At 64.7% G+C, this 14898-nt stretch carries 14 protein-coding genes; 3 read left to right on the top strand and 11 right to left on the bottom strand.

What is annotated here, in order from left to right; all coding sequences use genetic code 11:
- Positions 1-76 precede the first annotated feature (76 nt).
- Together J7355_RS04350 and J7355_RS04345 are read right to left on the bottom strand one after the other, a co-directional pair.
- Positions 77-1582, bottom strand: a complete 1506-nt coding sequence (locus tag J7355_RS04350) for an NAD(P)/FAD-dependent oxidoreductase (RefSeq protein ID WP_209060264.1) — start codon at positions 1580-1582, stop codon at positions 77-79.
- An 82-nt stretch (positions 1583-1664) separates the two neighbouring features.
- Complete coding sequence (locus J7355_RS04345) at positions 1665-2894, bottom strand: uracil-xanthine permease family protein (protein WP_209060261.1); 1230 nt, start codon at positions 2892-2894, stop codon at positions 1665-1667.
- Positions 2895-3122: 228 nt separating this feature from the next.
- Here J7355_RS04345 and J7355_RS04340 point away from each other — a divergent pair, with 228 nt between their 5' ends.
- Positions 3123-3335, top strand: a complete 213-nt coding sequence (locus tag J7355_RS04340; RefSeq protein ID WP_209060259.1) for a hypothetical protein — start codon at positions 3123-3125, stop codon at positions 3333-3335.
- A 115-nt stretch (positions 3336-3450) separates the two neighbouring features.
- Here J7355_RS04340 and upp read toward each other — a convergent pair whose 3' ends face one another.
- The gene (upp, locus tag J7355_RS04335; protein WP_209060258.1) at positions 3451-4083 is read right to left on the bottom strand and encodes a uracil phosphoribosyltransferase; all 633 of its coding nucleotides are present in this window, start codon (positions 4081-4083) and stop codon (positions 3451-3453) included.
- Between the two features lie 130 nt (positions 4084-4213).
- On the bottom strand, positions 4214-5149 hold the full coding sequence (locus tag J7355_RS04330; RefSeq protein ID WP_209060256.1) for a LysR substrate-binding domain-containing protein: 936 nt from the start codon (positions 5147-5149) through the stop codon (positions 4214-4216).
- 103 nt (positions 5150-5252) lie between these two features.
- Between J7355_RS04330 and J7355_RS04325 the strand changes: the two genes are divergently transcribed.
- On the top strand, positions 5253-6218 hold the full coding sequence (locus tag J7355_RS04325; RefSeq protein ID WP_247739775.1) for a DMT family transporter: 966 nt from the start codon (positions 5253-5255) through the stop codon (positions 6216-6218).
- 815 nt (positions 6219-7033) lie between these two features.
- On the opposite strand, the gene J7355_RS04320 is transcribed toward J7355_RS04325, so the two are convergent.
- The 6 genes from J7355_RS04320 to fdhD form a co-directional block, all read right to left on the bottom strand.
- The gene (locus J7355_RS04320; RefSeq protein WP_209060252.1) at positions 7034-7924 is read right to left on the bottom strand and encodes a metal-dependent hydrolase; all 891 of its coding nucleotides are present in this window, start codon (positions 7922-7924) and stop codon (positions 7034-7036) included.
- 194 nt (positions 7925-8118) lie between these two features.
- A complete protein-coding gene (locus tag J7355_RS04315) occupies positions 8119-8319 on the bottom strand; it encodes a hypothetical protein (protein ID WP_209060250.1) in 201 nt (66 codons plus the stop codon).
- Between the two features lie 72 nt (positions 8320-8391).
- Positions 8392-10587, bottom strand: a complete 2196-nt coding sequence (locus tag J7355_RS04310; protein WP_209060248.1) for a TRAP transporter permease — start codon at positions 10585-10587, stop codon at positions 8392-8394.
- Positions 10584-11117: a DUF1850 domain-containing protein gene (locus J7355_RS04305; RefSeq protein ID WP_209060242.1), complete on the bottom strand. Its 534-nt coding sequence runs from the start codon at positions 11115-11117 to the stop codon at positions 10584-10586. Before J7355_RS04305 ends, J7355_RS04310 begins: the two co-directional genes overlap by 4 nt.
- Positions 11118-11138: 21 nt before the next feature.
- Complete coding sequence (locus J7355_RS04300) at positions 11139-12206, bottom strand: TAXI family TRAP transporter solute-binding subunit (protein WP_247739774.1); 1068 nt, start codon at positions 12204-12206, stop codon at positions 11139-11141.
- A 146-nt stretch (positions 12207-12352) separates the two neighbouring features.
- Positions 12353-13240, bottom strand: a complete 888-nt coding sequence (fdhD, locus tag J7355_RS04295) for a formate dehydrogenase accessory sulfurtransferase FdhD (RefSeq protein ID WP_209060240.1) — start codon at positions 13238-13240, stop codon at positions 12353-12355.
- A gap of 160 nt (positions 13241-13400) precedes the next feature.
- On the opposite strand from fdhD, the gene J7355_RS04290 reads away from it, so the two are divergent.
- Positions 13401-14348 (top strand): AEC family transporter, encoded by a 948-nt coding sequence (locus J7355_RS04290; RefSeq protein WP_209060238.1) that lies wholly within the window; start codon positions 13401-13403, stop codon positions 14346-14348.
- A gap of 25 nt (positions 14349-14373) precedes the next feature.
- Here the strand turns inward: J7355_RS04290 and J7355_RS04285 are convergent, their stop codons facing one another.
- On the bottom strand, positions 14374-14877 hold the full coding sequence (locus tag J7355_RS04285) for a hypothetical protein (protein ID WP_209060236.1): 504 nt from the start codon (positions 14875-14877) through the stop codon (positions 14374-14376).
- Positions 14878-14898 lie beyond the last annotated feature (21 nt).

The following is a 14898-nucleotide window of genomic DNA, read 5'->3' as shown; positions in this document are numbered from 1 at the left end:
AAAAAGGCCCGTCTCCAACCGGAGCGGGCCTTTTTTATGGCTGAGCTTTACGCAAGCAAGCGGCAGACAACACCCCCTAACGGGCCACCTCGTACTCGCCGAGCTTGAAGCGGCGCATGGACAGCGCGTATTCGGTGGCCAGCCCGGGAAACAGCGTGTGGTTTTCGCCGTGTTCGTCGAGATACCAGCTCTGGCAGCCGGAGGTCCACGAGGTATAGCGCATCCGGTTCTGCAGTTTCTCGTGGTAGCGACGCATCACTTTCGGTTTGACCGCGATGGCGGTGAGATCCTGCTTCAGCAGGGTACGGATCGCCTGGGTGATATAGCGCGCCTGGGCTTCGGTATAAATAAGCACCGAGGTGTGACCGGGCCCGGTGTTCGGCCCAAGCATGAAGAACCAGTTGGGCACGCCGGCCGTGGCCACGCCCTTGTAGGCCTTGCCGCCCGGCCCGGCCCATTTGTCTGCCAGCGATTCACCGTTGTTACCGAAAATGGGAAACGGCGGCTCGGCGATATTGATCTTGAAGCCGGTCGCGGTGATCACGACGTCGGCTTCGAGCTCGCGCCCGTCGGCGAGACGTACGCCGTTGGCGGTGAAACGATCCACGCCTTCGGTCTCCACCGACACATTGTCCCGGGTGAGCGCGGGATAGTAGTTGCTGGCGAACAGCACCCGCTTGCAGCCGATTTCGTAGTCCGGCGTGAGTTCTTCGCGCAGCACCGGATCCTTGACCGCCGAGCGCATGTTCCAGAGGGCGAGCTTCTTCATGCCGGTGGCCAGCGGCGAGTCGAGAATCACGGCCGGGCCGACCAGCCCTTCCGTGATCGCCAGGATCGCGCGTCGGAAGGCGGTTTGCGCAAACGGCAGACGCCGAAACGTTTTCTTCATCAGTTCCGGCAGGGCCTTGTCGGCCTTGGGCAGTACGTAGGGCGCGCTGCGCTGAATGACGGTCAGCCGATCGACCTCCGGTGCGATCGACGGAATCACCTGAATACCGCTGGCGCCGGTGCCGATGATCACGACCTTCTTGCCGGCCAGCGATACATCGTGCTTCCAGCGCGCGGTGTGCATGATCTCGCCGGTGAATGCGTCCATGCCAGCGAAGTTCGGCGTGGACGGCTCGACGAGCCCGCCCACCGCCGAAATCACTGCGCGCGCGGTGTATACGGCCCCGTCGTCGGCCGTTAGATGCCAGAGCCCACGGTCGTCGTCGAAGGCGGCGTGCGCGATGCCCACGCCGAAATACAGGTGTTCGTGCAGGCCGTATTTCTCGGCACAGTGCTGGATATAGGCCTGGATTTCCGCCGAACCGGAATAGGTCGTCGACCAGTCCGGGTTCTGCTCGAAGGAGTAGGAATACAGATGCGAGGGCACGTCGCAGGCACAACCCGGGTAGGTGTTGTCACGCCAAGTGCCGCCGACATCGTCTGCCCGCTCGAGGATGATGAAATCGGTAATGCCCTCGGCCTTGAGACGGATCCCCGCGTTGATACCCGAAAACCCGGCGCCGATGACGATAACGTCGCGGTGCAGAGCATCCCGGTCGACGGCCTCGGACGTGCGTGCGGACTGCTGCGGCATGGACTCCTCCGGTCTGTTGCAACGCCGCAGTTAATACCGTTACATCGCACGCTGTCAATATTGCGGCGGCAGCCGCGGCTCTCTAGCGCGCGGCGCGCGTTCTCGGCAGCACAAAGTTGAGGGCGACGCCGAGCACCCCGGCAAGGGCGATACCTTCGAGCGTGAATTCCCCAGCCGAGAAGCTCAGTCCGCCGACGCCGGTGACCAGAATGATGCCCACGACCGCCAGATTGCGCGGCTCGGTGAGTTCCTCGCCGGACTTCGCCAGGCTGTTCATGCCAACCACAATGATCGCGCCGAACAGCAGCACGATGATGCCGCCCATCACCGGCGTGGGAATGCTGGCAAGCAACGCCCCGAGCTTGCCGACGAAGGCGAAGACGATGGCGAAGCCCGCGGCCCAGGTCATCAAAGCCGGGTTGTAGGCTTTTGTAAGGGTGACGGCGCCGGTGACTTCTGAATAGGTGGTATTGGGCGGCCCGCCGAGCGAGGCGGCCAATGATGTCGCCAGGCCGTCGCCGAGCATGGTGCGGTCGATGCCGGGATCTTTAAGGTAATCGCGCCCGGTTACCGAGCGGATGGCCACGATATCGCCGAAGTGCTCGATCGCCGGCGCGATCGCGACCGGAATCATGAACAGCACCGCCTGCCAGTTCCACTCAGGCGCCACGAAGTTGGGCACCGCGAACCACGGCGCATCGGCAACCGGCGCGAAATCGACCAGCCCGAACGGCAGGCTGGCGAGATACCCCGCCACGACGCCGCAGAGAATCGGCACCAGCGACAGGAATCCGCGCGCGAGCATGGAAACGGCCACCGTCACCGCGAGCGCGATGAACGAAACCGTCATCGCCGGGCCGGCGGCGACCAGCTGCTCGTTGCCGTTGCCGTCCAGCCCCATGGCGAGGTTGACCGCCACCGGCGCGAGCACCAGGCCGATCACCATGATCACCGGCCCGGTCACGATCGCGGGCAGCAGCCGCGTAACCACGCCCACGCCACGCAGACGAATGACCAGGCTCAGCAGCATGTAGACGCCGCCTGCCGCGATCAACCCGCACAGCGTGCCGGGAATCCCCCAGGTTTCCACGCCGTAGATGATCGGCGCGATGAAGGCGAAAGACGACGCGAGAAACACCGGCACGCGCCCACGGGTGACGATCTGGAAGATCAGCGTGCCGAGCCCGGCCGTGAACAGCGCCACGTTCGGATCCAGCCCGGTGAGCAGTGGCACCAGCACCAGCGACCCAAAAGCCACGAACAGCATCTGCGCCCCGAGAAGGCCGTCGCGGACCCGAAAACGATAGGCCATAGAAGCGGAATCAGGGGCTGCTGGATCAGACATCAGTCGCAGATCGCTCCACGGTTTTGGTTGGTTATACCGCGCTTTATCGGCGCGCAACCGTGCCGATATAGACCGCGTATCGACGCGGCATTCTCGCATGCCGCACGATACCGGTGATCGATCCCAATCGGCAGCACAAGCTCGCTGCAGGAATCGATCCGTTCGTTAGCTGAAAACACAAAAACCTGGGGAAATATGAAACGTCTGAGTCTGATTGCCGTCGCCGCGCTCGCGATCACCGGTTGCACCACCGCCGGGCCGTTCGTGACCAATATTTCGAGTGACGGCGCCGGGGGTATGAACGTCGACAAATGCAGCGTGCAAATGAACGCGTTCATGGGCACCGTTTCCAACAAGGACTGCACCACGCAGCACGTGAGAATGGGCCAAGGCGCGGGGGCGCGATAGGCCAGCGCGCCGCGCCCGGCCCACGGCCCGGGCGCGGCGACACCACGTCGGCAAGATCCGTTGCCAGCGAAGGCTGCGAGTAGCCCGCTGGCAATCGCAATCCACCCCCAAGCGGCTATTTCGTGCCGTACATCCGATCGCCCGCGTCACCCAGCCCCGGGCGGATATAACCGTGCTCGTCCAGGCGGTCGTCGATGGCCGCGGTGAACACCGGCACGTCCGGATGTGCCTCGCGCAAGGCCTTCACACCTTCCGGCGCGGCCAGAAGGCACAGGAACTTCATGTTCTGTGCGCCCTGCTTCTTGAGATGCGTGATGGCGGCGATCGCCGAATTGCCGGTGGCCAGCATCGGGTCCACCACGATCACGCGGCGCTCGCCGATATCCTGGGGTACTTTGCAGTAGTACTCCACGGCCTGCAGCGAATCCGGATCGCGGAACATGCCGATATGCCCGACCCGCGCCGAGGGCATGAGTTCGACCATGCCTTCGAGCAGGCCGTTGCCCGCCCGCAGGATCGACACGAAGCACAGCTTCTTGCCGGCCAGCGTGGGCGCGTCCATTTCCTGCAGCGGGGTCTCGATGAGCTCGGTGGTGAGTTCGAGATCGCGGGTGATCTCGTAGGTCAGCAGATGGGCGACTTCGCGCAGCAGACTGCGGAATTTCTGGGTGGACGAGTTCTTGCGGCGCATCAGCGTGAGCTTGTGCGCGATCAGTGGGTGGTTGATGACGGTGACGTTCTCGTCCATGGCAGCTTCCTTGTACGGCCGGCAACGTTGAATACGCGCGCATTAGACCTGATACGGCGCCCGATCTGAACCCTCGCTTGCGCGCCACCGGTTTTGACCGCGCCAGGAGCGCGCCATTTCCGGCCCGTGCCTAGCGCGCGTCACCGCGAAAATGCGCGGCCTGCGCCACCAGCCATTCGGTGAACGCGGCCACCGCGGGCGGGGCCTCGCCGTGCGCAGGCATGAGCAGATCGTAGGAAAACGGCGAGGCCAGCGCGAAGCGATCACCGAACGGGCGCACCAGTACGCCGCTGGCCAACCGGTCTGCCGCCAGCACGCTCGATGTCAGCGCCACGCCGCGCCCCGCAATTGCCTGGTCGAGGGCCAGTCCGAACAGCGAATAGCGCCGATGCACCGGCACCGCCACGTCCGGGGCCCCGGCAGCGTCCAGCCAGGCGCGCCAACCGGGGAACAGCTCGGCCTGATTCGACAACCAGGTCACGTGCAGCAGCGTGTGCCGCGCGAGATCCGCCGGGGTCTCCAGGGGCGGGCCACGCTCGAGCAGCGCAGGCGAACATACCGGAAAGAGGGTTTCGTCCATCAACGGCGTACACCGCACCCCGGGCCACGGCCCCTGCCCGTAGCGAATGCTGACCTGCGCACGATCCGCGCGCCAGGCCGGCTCGACGAGATTGGCACTCGCCTCGAGCGCGAGATCGACGCCGGGATGGCGATTTTCGAAGTCGGCAAGACGCGGCAACAGCCAGTGCTGGATAAGCGACGGCGATGCGCTGACCGTAAGCGGCGGTGCCGAGCGCGGCCTGGCGCAGGCCACCTCTACGCTGCGCGACAACGCGGCAAGGGCGTCGCCTGCTTCATCGGCAAGCCGTGCACCGCGCGTGGTCAGGCTCACACCGTGCGGATGGCGCATAAACAGATCGACCCCGAGCGCGCCTTCCAACTGCTTGATATGGCGGCTGATCGCACCCGGCGTGACATGCAGATCGAGGGCTGCCGCCTTGAAGCTTTCATGGCGCGCCGCGAACACGAAGGCGCGCAGAGCGTTTAACGGCAGCCGCTCGATCATGCGATTGAATTTTCCTGAGCCTGGTCTTGCAGTTTAATGGTTTGCACAGCTGTTTGCCCGGTGCTTAGCTGTGCGCCTGTTCCCCGGGGCCGACCGTATTGCCATGAGCACGCGCGCAGACACTTTTAAAACCTTTTCCCCGCAGGCGACGCGGCGCGCGCTCGATATGCAGGGCAGCCTGCTGATGCTGGTGTTCTGTCTGGCGCTGGGCCTGCAGCAGGTCGCCATCAAATGGGTGGCCGCGGATATCGCGCCGCTGGCGCAGATTGCAATTCGCTCAACGCTGGCGGCGTTTCTGGTCATGGCCGTGGCCTATGCACGCGGCGTGCGCGTCGCCGATGCACGCGCGGTGTTCTGGCCGGGCGTGGCCGTGGGCCTCGGATTTGCCAGCGAATTCTGCTTCGTCGCGCTCGGGCTGGGCTATACCACGGCTTCGCATATGTCCGTTTTCCTCTACACCGCGCCGGTGTTTGCCGCGCTCGGCCTGCATTTTCTCGTGCCCGGCGAGCAGCTCGGGGTACGGCACTGGGTGGGCATTGCGGTCGCCTTTACCGGCATCGTGCTGGCCATGGCGCCGACCGGCGCCGGCAGCAGCGCAGACGGGCCCGCCGTGTCGTCGCTGATCATCGGCGACATTCTCGGCACGATGGCGGGCATGGGCTGGGCGGCCACCACGGTGGTCATCCGCACCACGAAGCTGTCCGAGCAGCCGCCCACGCTGACGTTGTCCTACCAACTCGTGATCGCGGGGCTGCTGTTGCTGCCGTTCGCCGCGGTCATGGGCGACCTGTCGGATATTCACGTCACCGACCCCGTGCTCGCCAGCATGACCTTCCAGACCCTGGGTATCGCCTTCGGCGTGCTGCTGCTGTGGTTCGCGCTGTTACGACGTTATCTCGCCTCGCGGCTGGGCGTGTTCTCATTTCTGTCGCCCGTTTTCGGCGTGCTGTTCGGCGCGCTCCTGCTCGACGAGGCGCTGACGTGGAACTTCATCGTGGGGGGTATCGCGATCATCAGTGGCGTGATCGTGGTGAGTGCGCCAGCGAAACGGCGCGAGCCGGTGCGATAGCGTTCGCGCTGCCAGGCCGCCCCCGCTGCGGCTACCTGGACTCGGTGGCGTAGTACTCACGAGTTTGTCGAACCTTTTGTTTCGCACTGCTGTGCGACTCACTTTCTTTTGCTTGTCCAAAAGAAAGTAAGCAAAGGAAAAAGACACCCGGATTACGCGCCGGCGCGCAGCGCGCCGGTTCACTGCGATGCTCGGTCCGAAGGGATGCGGCCAGAACTCGGATCGCTTTGGCGATCCTCAAACATGCTGGCCGCACCGGCGCATGCGCCGGACACCCTTCGGCCCTGTGCTTCTCGTCGCGCCAAACGGGACCCGAATACAGCGCGGCCTACTCAGCAACCGAGTTGAAACAGCTGCCAAGTCGAAGTTGCGGTGTTTAGCTACGTTCCGGTCGGACTCGCCTTCGGCTTTTTCCGAGGAATATCGCTTCGCGACCTTGGCGAAGCGATAGCGAGCCTGTCTTTGTCTGTATTCGGTCCCCTTGGGCGTAGCGCCGAGCAGTGGAGGCCACAAGCGGATAAGACAGCCGGATGTCTGAGCGCAGCGAGTTTCCGGCTGGCCCGCTTGCGGACGAAGCCGCGCAGGGCATCGGCGCGTAGCGCCGACGCAAGACAGGGTGCCCTTTGTTTTGGTTACTTTTATTTGGGCAAGCAAATAAAAGTGACTCGCGCAGCAGCGCGAAACCTCAGGTAAAAATCAACCAGCGCAGTTCATCCAAACGCGCCCGCGAGAACCACGATCCTGCCTGCACAAGATCACCCGCAATATTGCACTCGCGGACAAGGCACACACTCGAGCCCACCGACTGCTCATCGCTAGTGCTTCGTGGCGTAAGCGCCCTCGGTCTCTTCGACCAGTGCATCGATCATCTTCAGATGATGGCTGTTGTTCTGCTGCCACGGGTGAAAACCGTAGCGAAAGTACGATGCCCACTCGGGCAGCTGACGCCGCAGCACGCCGGGCCGGCCAAACAGCGTGTTGAACACGCGCAGATGGCCACGCCAGCCTTCCTTGCGGCACGCCTCGCTGGCCTGCGTCATGCGGTAATAGAAATACGCGACCAGCGGCCAGAAGATCGTTGTCGCGGCGACCATGCCGACGGCGCGCTCGGCATAGGCGATCGGGCCGCGCCCCACGCAGCGGTCGTAGACATCGAAGGCGACCGACTTGTGCTCGATCTCTTCAAGCGCATGCCACTGCCACATGCGCGTGTAGTCCTCCTGCGAGCCGACAATGGCATCCGGGTTGTCGAGAATCGAGTTACCCATGAGCGCAGTGAAATGCTCGAGCGCGATCGTGGCCGACAGCGGGAACGAGCGCGGCGTGCGCTTCTTGATGAAATCCAGAAACGACCAAACGAACGCGTCCAGCTGCTCGGCCGGCAGGCCTTGGCGCGCCATGAGCTCGTTGTATTCCTTGTGCTCGCGACTGTGGATCGCTTCCTGGCCGATGAATGCCGTGGCGGCCTTTTTCAGATCCGGGTCCGGAATCTCTTCGCGGTAGTCGCGCACGGCATCGATGAACATGCGCTCACCGGCGGGAAAGAACAGCGACAGCGCGTTCATGAACTGGGTCATGTGCGCACCGAGCTTGTGCCAGTCGTGAATACGGTCTTCCGGCGGCAGGAAATGCAGGTCGCGCCGTTCGGGTACGACGTCGGGCTTGCCATCGTCGGTGTGCTTGATGTTTTCGGCGGCTGTGGACATGACGGCTCCGGATGACATGGGTGATGAAACCTGGACTTTAGAAAATCATACTTTTCCAATCACAAGTCAAATCCGGAACGTCGTCGCGCCGAACTGGAACGCGCAGCGTTCTGCCTTGCGCCAGGCATAAAAAAGCCCGGCCGCTCGTCATCGGTGCGACGACGAGGGGCCGGGCGCGCGTCAAAACAGGCGTACTAGCCCATCTTGGCCAGTTCCTGGCCTGTCTGAATGGCTTCCTCGCGCGTTTTGGGCCTGCGATCGGTGCGACGGGACTCGGTGTTGTCATCGAAGCGGACTTCGATTTCCCAGCCGTCCTCGTTTTCGATGCCGATCGTCTCGAAACCGCGGGTTTCGTCTCGTTCCAGCGTTTCCCAGTCGGTGAGATTCTTGGTCATGGCTTGCTACTGCCGTGTTGAATGAACGCGCAAATCCTAACAGGCCCGGGCGATCGCCGGCTTGGCCCGTAGTCAGCCACGCGCCATCGATAGCGTTCCGGATCGACCGCTGCCGGCGCTGCCCATCGCGAACAGCGCCACGGCGACCGCGGCACCGAAGCCATCGCTGAGCCAGCCCGGATAGATCAGCGCGAGCGCCCCGGCCAGCGCCAGCACACGCCAGACGGCACTGAGCTCGCGCCGCAAATAGCCCTCGACCGCTACGGCCAACAGCAGCACCCCGACGATGCCGGTCGCCGCGACGGTGGCAACGTTGAGCCAGGTCGCGTCGATCATGAGCATGCTGTGGGCGAACACGAACATGTACGGCACCACAAAACCCGCGATCGCCAGCTTCATGGCCTGGACGCCGGTGGCGTTCGGCGAACCGCCCGAAATGCCCGCCCCGGCATAGGCGGCCAGCGCGACCGGCGGCGTGAGATTGGCGAAGATGCCGAAGTAGAACACAAACATGTGCGCCACAAAGATCGCGGTATCGCCGGAGCCGGCCAGCTCACGAAACAGCGGCAGCTGCAGCAATATCGGCGCGGCCATGGTCGAGGTGATGATGTAGCAGGGAATGCTCGGCAGCCCCATGCCGAGCACGATCGACGCGCCCATGGTGAGCGCGAGCGTGACCAGCAGACGCAGCATTTCGGATGGAATGGCCTGGCCGAGGTTGACCACGGCATCGGCGGCGTCGAGCGCGATGCCGGTCAGCGTCGCGATGCCCACCACGATACCCACCGCGGCGCAGGCGATCGCTACCGGGATCGAGTTGCGCACGCCTTCGGTCATCGCGTCGCGACACTCGGCGATATCCATGACTTCGGACTGCAACCCCATGCGCGTGCGGATCGCATTGATCGCCACCGGCACGGCGATGATGGCGAACAGCCAGAGCCGGTCCGTCGGCAGCCCCGGCAGCGGGCGACCATCGACCAACGCCCAGATCTGTGGCTCAAAGACCAGTGCGACGAGCACGAGCGTCAGGCCCACCACGACCCTCCGCGTGCCGCAGATGAGAACCGTCGCCGCGACCGACCAGAACGCGGCAAAAAACGGCGCGCGGCCGTCGAAGATCAGCCACAGCAGCACGACCATCGGCAGCAGCAGATGCCCGCGCTCGAGCAGCACGGTTTTCAGCGGCGTGAGTTGCGCACGCGGGATGCCCTGCAGACCGTTGCGCGAGGCCCGCAAGTGCACCTGAAACAGGATACCCAGATAGAACAGCAGCGCCGGGATGATGCCGGCGAGCATGATCTGCGTGTAGGGCACGCCCAACACCTCGGCCATGATGAAAGCCGCCGCGCCCATGATCGGCGGCAGAATCTGGCCACCCACACTGGCAGCCGCCTCGACCGCGCCGGCGAAATTGGCCTTGTAGCCCGTGCGTTTCATCAGCGGAATGGTGAACGCACCGGTCGTTACCACATTGGCGATCGCCGACCCGTTGATCGAACCGAGAAAGCCGCTGGCCACCACGGCCACCTTGGCCGGTCCGCCCTTCGACGGCCCGGCCAGCGCCAGGGCCAGATCGTTGAACAGCCGCCCCAGCCCGGACTTGACCAGGAAGGCGCCAAATAGAATGAACAGAATGATATAGCTGGCCGACACCGCGATTGCCGTCCCCAGCAGGCCTTCGGTGATATACACCAGATGCGACACGATCTGGCGCGTGGTCGCCAGCACGATATCGCCGTTGAGCTGAGGATAGAACGACAGCTTGGCGTAGAAGCCGTAAGCCAGAAACAGCACGGCCAGGCCCGGCAACCCCCAGCCGGTCACTCGCCGCGCACCGTCGACCACGAGCGCGAGCGCGGCCAGCCCGACGACCATATCCAGCGTGTTGATCCGCCCCGCCGAGGCGATCACCCGATCGGCAGCAAACACCATGTAGATGCCGATCGCGAACGCGGCCACCGCCAGTATCGCGTCGCCGATGGCCACGCGCTCGCGCGATCCGCGCATCGCCCAGGGATAGATCACGAAGGTCAGCCCGAGCAGCGTGTACAGATGGATGCTGCGCTGAACGACGTCCACCAGCGGCCCGGAAAACGACGTGTAGAGATGAAACAGCGCCAGCATCACGCACACCGCCACGACGAACTGCATCACCCGCCGTGGCAGCGCATGGCGCACCCGGCTTTCTCGGTCGTACTTCTCCAGGGTTTCCGGGTCGGCCACTTCCGGTTCGACCGGCTCGGCGTGGCGGGTATCTGAACTCATGGCAATCCTGCTGCAGGGGCGCGCCAGACGCGCAGCAAACCGCCGATCACCGCGGTCAGCGGCGCGCGAATCACGGCGAAACGAAGTATGGGCGAAGTCGAAGCCCGCGAAAGCGCGAACCAGCGGCCCTCGTCCCAGCGCACACGGTAGCTTTCGGCGGCCGCCGCCTGGACGGCGTAGGGGTCGACCACACGATCGATACCGTCCATGACCACCCAGCCGTTTTCGAGCCTCGTGCGGCGACCGGCAGCGGCGGGCACGCCGGCCCCGAAGGTCTTGAAGCGCGTAGCGACGAGCACGATGGCGCTGTCGCGCACGGCGAAGGTCTCGATCCAGTCTTCCTGTTCGACCGAATGGCGCCAGGCGAGCGAAAAACGCGAGCCGTCATCGGCCTGAAAGGCGAACCGCAGGCCGGCGTCGTCGCGCACCACGAGCCAGTGAACGGGCCACAGGCTCGCGGCGAGCGCCAGCACGACGAGCGCCGACGCGACGCTGGCGCCGACGAGGACCCGCCGGCGACCTGCCGTCATCGGCGCGCGCTACCCGGCACGTCAGCCGGCGTTGTCCTCGCTGGCCTCAGACTCGCCGCTGTCGCCACCTTCCGAGATCGAGTCGTAGAACGCCTGCGCGCCGGCGGCGACCGGCACCACGACGTCCTCGTCCATGCGTTCGCGGTCGAACTGCTTGAGCGCGCCGACGGAAACCTTGTCGGTGCCGAGATACTCGTAAAAACGCTTGGCCAGCTCGCGGGTGACCTGATCCGACATCGACGCGGGTACGATCAGCAGGTTGCGGATCGCCACCGTGTTCACGGCGCCGTCGAGGTCATAGCGCTCGGGGGCGTTGGCCGGAATCTCGTATTTCTCGTAGTAGGGGTAATCCTGCAGCAGTTTCTTGGCGGTCTCGCCGTCGACGTTGACGAAGTTCACGTCGGTGTTCTGCATGAGCCCCGTGATGCTGGAATTGGGCACGCCCGAGGTGAAGAACGCAGCGTCCAGATTGCCGTTGCTCATTTCCGTCACGCTGTCGGCATAGCCGGTATGGCTCACGCGGGCGAGATCGTCATAGGTCATGCCGGCCGCTTCCAGCACTTTCTTGGCGCTCTGCTCGACGCCGGAGCCCACCTTGCCGACGCCGATGCGCTTGCCTTTCATGTCGGCCACGCTATCGATGCCGCTGTTGGCGGTCGCCACGATCTGCACCACGTTCGGATACAGCCCGGCAACGGTCTGGATGTCGGCCTTGCGATCGGCGAACTGGCCCTGGCCGTTGATGGCGTCGTAGGCCACGTCGCTCATCACCAGCGCCATTTGGTTGGTGCCGTCCTCGATGTTGTTGATGTTCTGCACCGACGCGCCGGTGGACACGACCTGAACGCCGGCAATCTGCTCGCTTTGCTCGAACACGCGCTTGAGCGCACCGCCGATCGGGTAGTAGCTGCCCGAGGTGCCGCCGGTACCGAAGATCAGGCTTACCGGCTCGCTGCTCTGGCCTTCGGCCGAGCTCTTGGCATCGACCTGATCCGCGTCGTCGCCGCTGCCGCAGCCTGCCAGCAGCAGTCCGGCGCAGGCGACGGTCGCCACCCAGAGACTGGCCTTGCTCGCCATATTTCTGGCCATTTGTTCACCTCATCGTTGAAAAGCGCGAGCCGCGCGAACGCGACGGTTCAACCGCCAGAAATACCAGACCGCTGCAACAGGCAGCAATGCGGCGAAAGTGGCACGATGCGATCGAGGCCGCACAGGGCACGCCAACGCGGCACGGATCAGTCGTCGACGCCGGCCAGACGCTGCGGATGGGTATATACGTTGAAGCGGTGTCCGCGCAGAAAACCCACCAGCGTCACGCCGAACTGTTCAGCCAACGCCACCGCATAGCTGCTGGGTGCGGACACCGCGCACACGATCGGCACGCCCGCCATCACGCTCTTCTGCAACAGCTCGTAGCTGGCGCGCCCAGACAGCATGACGATGCCGTCGGACAACGGCAGACGGTTTTCGAGCAGCGCCGCGCCGATGAGTTTGTCGAGGGCGTTGTGGCGGCCCACGTCCTCACGAATCGACAGTAGCGTGCCCCGGACATCGAACAGCCCCGCCGCATGCAGCCCGCCGGTGGCGTCGAACACGCCCTGGTCCGCACGCATGCGCTCGGGCAGCGAAAGCAACAGCTCAGGCGTGACCTGCCCCGGCCCGCTCGCAGCCGAACCGTCGTTGCCGGGCGTGGGCGGCGAAAAACTCGGTTTGCCACAGACGCCACAGGCGCTGGTGGCCAGCGTGTTGCGCTCGACCCGGTCGAGGCGCGCGCGGGCCTCGGGCTTGAGCATGAGCCGCATCACGTCGTCCTCGCCCGGCGCGGGCCGCAGGTAGACGATGTCGTCGCGCGAGCGGATCACGCCCTCGCCGTGCATGAGCCCGGCGGCGAGCTCGGCGTCGGCGCCGGGCGTGCGCATGGTGATCAGCGGATCGGCGCCGGCAACGTGGATCTCCAGCGCGCGTTCGACCGCCAGCGTGTCGTCACGTGCGCCAAACCCATCGCGACCATAGGCGCGGATACGCACGACCTGGCGCGCCTGCGCGGTGGCGCGCGGGGGCTCGGACGTGGTTCGGGAGTCGGCGCTGTCGCTGGATTTCATGCGCTTACGGTAACCGATCAACCCGTACTGCGGGCGTTGATTGCGGGGCGTGTGGTATGGACCCGTGTATTCTGCACGCGCATCGCAGCGCCGCGCCGACCATGCCGGGCCCACCGGCAATCCGGCACGCCGCGTGCAACGCATTTTCCATTCTCCCGTTCCTCACCCGCGCGATCTCGTCATGGATCTTTTCGCTGTCTTTCTGCAGACGCTCAACGTCACCCTGCCGGTGTTTTCGATGGTCTTCCTCGGCATCGGGCTCAAGAAAGCCGGCTGGATCGACGATCGCTTCATCGATACCGCCTCGACGCTGGTGTTCAAGGGCAGCATGCCGACGCTGGTATTCATCAGCATCGTGAAAGCAGATCTGTCGCAGGCGCTGCTGCCCGGGCTCATGGCGTTTTTCACCGTGGCGACCTTCGCCTGCTTCGGCCTGACCTGGCTCTGGGCGATCTGGCGCGTGGAACGGATCGAACGCGGCGTCTATGTCCAGGGCGCGTTTCGCGGCAACTGCGGCATCGTCGGCCTGGCGCTGGCGGCGAGCATGTACGGCGATTTTGGCCTGTCGGCGGGCGGCATTCTCGTCGGCCTCGTCATCCTGCTCTACAACACGCTGTCGGTGCTCATCCTCACCTGGTATCAGCCGGACCAGCAGGCGGACTGGCGCAGCATCAGCCGCGGCATTGCCACCAATCCGTTGATCATCGGCACCGTGGTTGCGATTCCGGTCGCGGCGATCGGCGCGCCGATCCCGGAGTGGCTGATGACATCCGGCGAGTATTTCGCCCGCCTCACCCTGCCGCTGGCGCTGATCTGTATTGGCGGCACGCTCTCGCTGGGCGCGCTCTACGAGGCACGCGGGATCGCCTTTTCGGCGTCGCTGATCAAGATGGTGATCTTTCCCGCCGGCGCCACGCTCGCGGCCTGGCTGTGCGGCTTCGCCGGCCGCGAGCTGGGCCTGCTTTATCTGTTCTTCGCCACGCCGTCGGCCGCGGCCAGCTTCATCATGGTGCAGGCGATGGGCGGCAATGCGCGCCTGGCCGCGAACATCGTCGCCGTGACCACGCTGGCCGCGAGCGCGACCATCACGGCCGGCGTATTCACGCTGACAGCTCTGGGCGTGATCTGACCCCAGCCGCGGCGCGCCCGCGGCCTCAGCTCTTTTCGCTGTCCGACTTGTCTTCGCTCTGCTGACGCCGCTGGGCTTCGGAATACGCTTTCGCGCCCGCAATCAGCGGCGACAGCGTGGCCCAGAGTTCCTTGTCGTGCAGGAGCTTGAACACGCCGGTCATGCCGGGCGGGTTGTAGGGCGTGTCCTCGCTAGCGGGCTCGCCGGCCTTGGCCAGCCCGGCGTTCGCGGCTTCGAAGGTGCGCTCGAGCTGGTCCGGATCGATCTTGCCGAGCTGCTTGGCGACCACCAGCAGATTGCGCATGCCCGCATGGCCCTCGGGCGTGTTCATGCCCTCCACGGCGATGCTCGATATCTGCGGGAAGGCACCGGCAAAATCCTTGATCCAGCGGATCAGACCGGAGTCGTAAAGCTCATCCAGCAGACCATTGATCTCGGCGACGCGCCCTTGCAGGCGCTCGAACTCGTCAAGCGTTTCCTCGCGAAACCGTTTGGCCTCGGCGGGGCGATAGTGAATCTGTTCTGCCATGGCAAAGTCCTGAAGTCCGTG

Source organism: Endozoicomonas sp. G2_2, assembly GCF_017744135.1.
Classification (GTDB): Bacteria; Pseudomonadota; Gammaproteobacteria; order Nevskiales; family Salinisphaeraceae; genus Salinisphaera.
This window is presented reverse-complemented; position numbering and strand designations above follow the sequence as displayed.

What these genes read in the sequence shown, in the direction of transcription:
- J7355_RS04350 (WP_209060264.1), bottom strand. Translation starts at nt 1,582, where the DNA reads ATGCCGCAGCAGTCCGCACGCACGTCCGAGGCCGTCGACCGGGATGCT.
- J7355_RS04345 (WP_209060261.1), bottom strand. Translation starts at nt 2,894, where the DNA reads ATGGCCTATCGTTTTCGGGTCCGCGACGGCCTTCTCGGGGCGCAGATG.
- J7355_RS04340 (WP_209060259.1), top strand. Translation starts at nt 3,123, where the DNA reads ATGAAACGTCTGAGTCTGATTGCCGTCGCCGCGCTCGCGATCACCGGT.
- upp (WP_209060258.1), bottom strand. Translation starts at nt 4,083, where the DNA reads ATGGACGAGAACGTCACCGTCATCAACCACCCACTGATCGCGCACAAG.
- J7355_RS04330 (WP_209060256.1), bottom strand. Translation starts at nt 5,149, where the DNA reads ATGATCGAGCGGCTGCCGTTAAACGCTCTGCGCGCCTTCGTGTTCGCG.
- J7355_RS04325 (WP_247739775.1), top strand. Translation starts at nt 5,253, where the DNA reads ATGAGCACGCGCGCAGACACTTTTAAAACCTTTTCCCCGCAGGCGACG.
- J7355_RS04320 (WP_209060252.1), bottom strand. Translation starts at nt 7,924, where the DNA reads ATGTCCACAGCCGCCGAAAACATCAAGCACACCGACGATGGCAAGCCC.
- J7355_RS04315 (WP_209060250.1), bottom strand. Translation starts at nt 8,319, where the DNA reads ATGACCAAGAATCTCACCGACTGGGAAACGCTGGAACGAGACGAAACC.
- J7355_RS04310 (WP_209060248.1), bottom strand. Translation starts at nt 10,587, where the DNA reads ATGAGTTCAGATACCCGCCACGCCGAGCCGGTCGAACCGGAAGTGGCC.
- J7355_RS04305 (WP_209060242.1), bottom strand. Translation starts at nt 11,117, where the DNA reads ATGACGGCAGGTCGCCGGCGGGTCCTCGTCGGCGCCAGCGTCGCGTCG.
- J7355_RS04300 (WP_247739774.1), bottom strand. Translation starts at nt 12,206, where the DNA reads ATGGCCAGAAATATGGCGAGCAAGGCCAGTCTCTGGGTGGCGACCGTC.
- J7355_RS04290 (WP_209060238.1), top strand. Translation starts at nt 13,401, where the DNA reads ATGGATCTTTTCGCTGTCTTTCTGCAGACGCTCAACGTCACCCTGCCG.
- J7355_RS04285 (WP_209060236.1), bottom strand. Translation starts at nt 14,877, where the DNA reads ATGGCAGAACAGATTCACTATCGCCCCGCCGAGGCCAAACGGTTTCGC.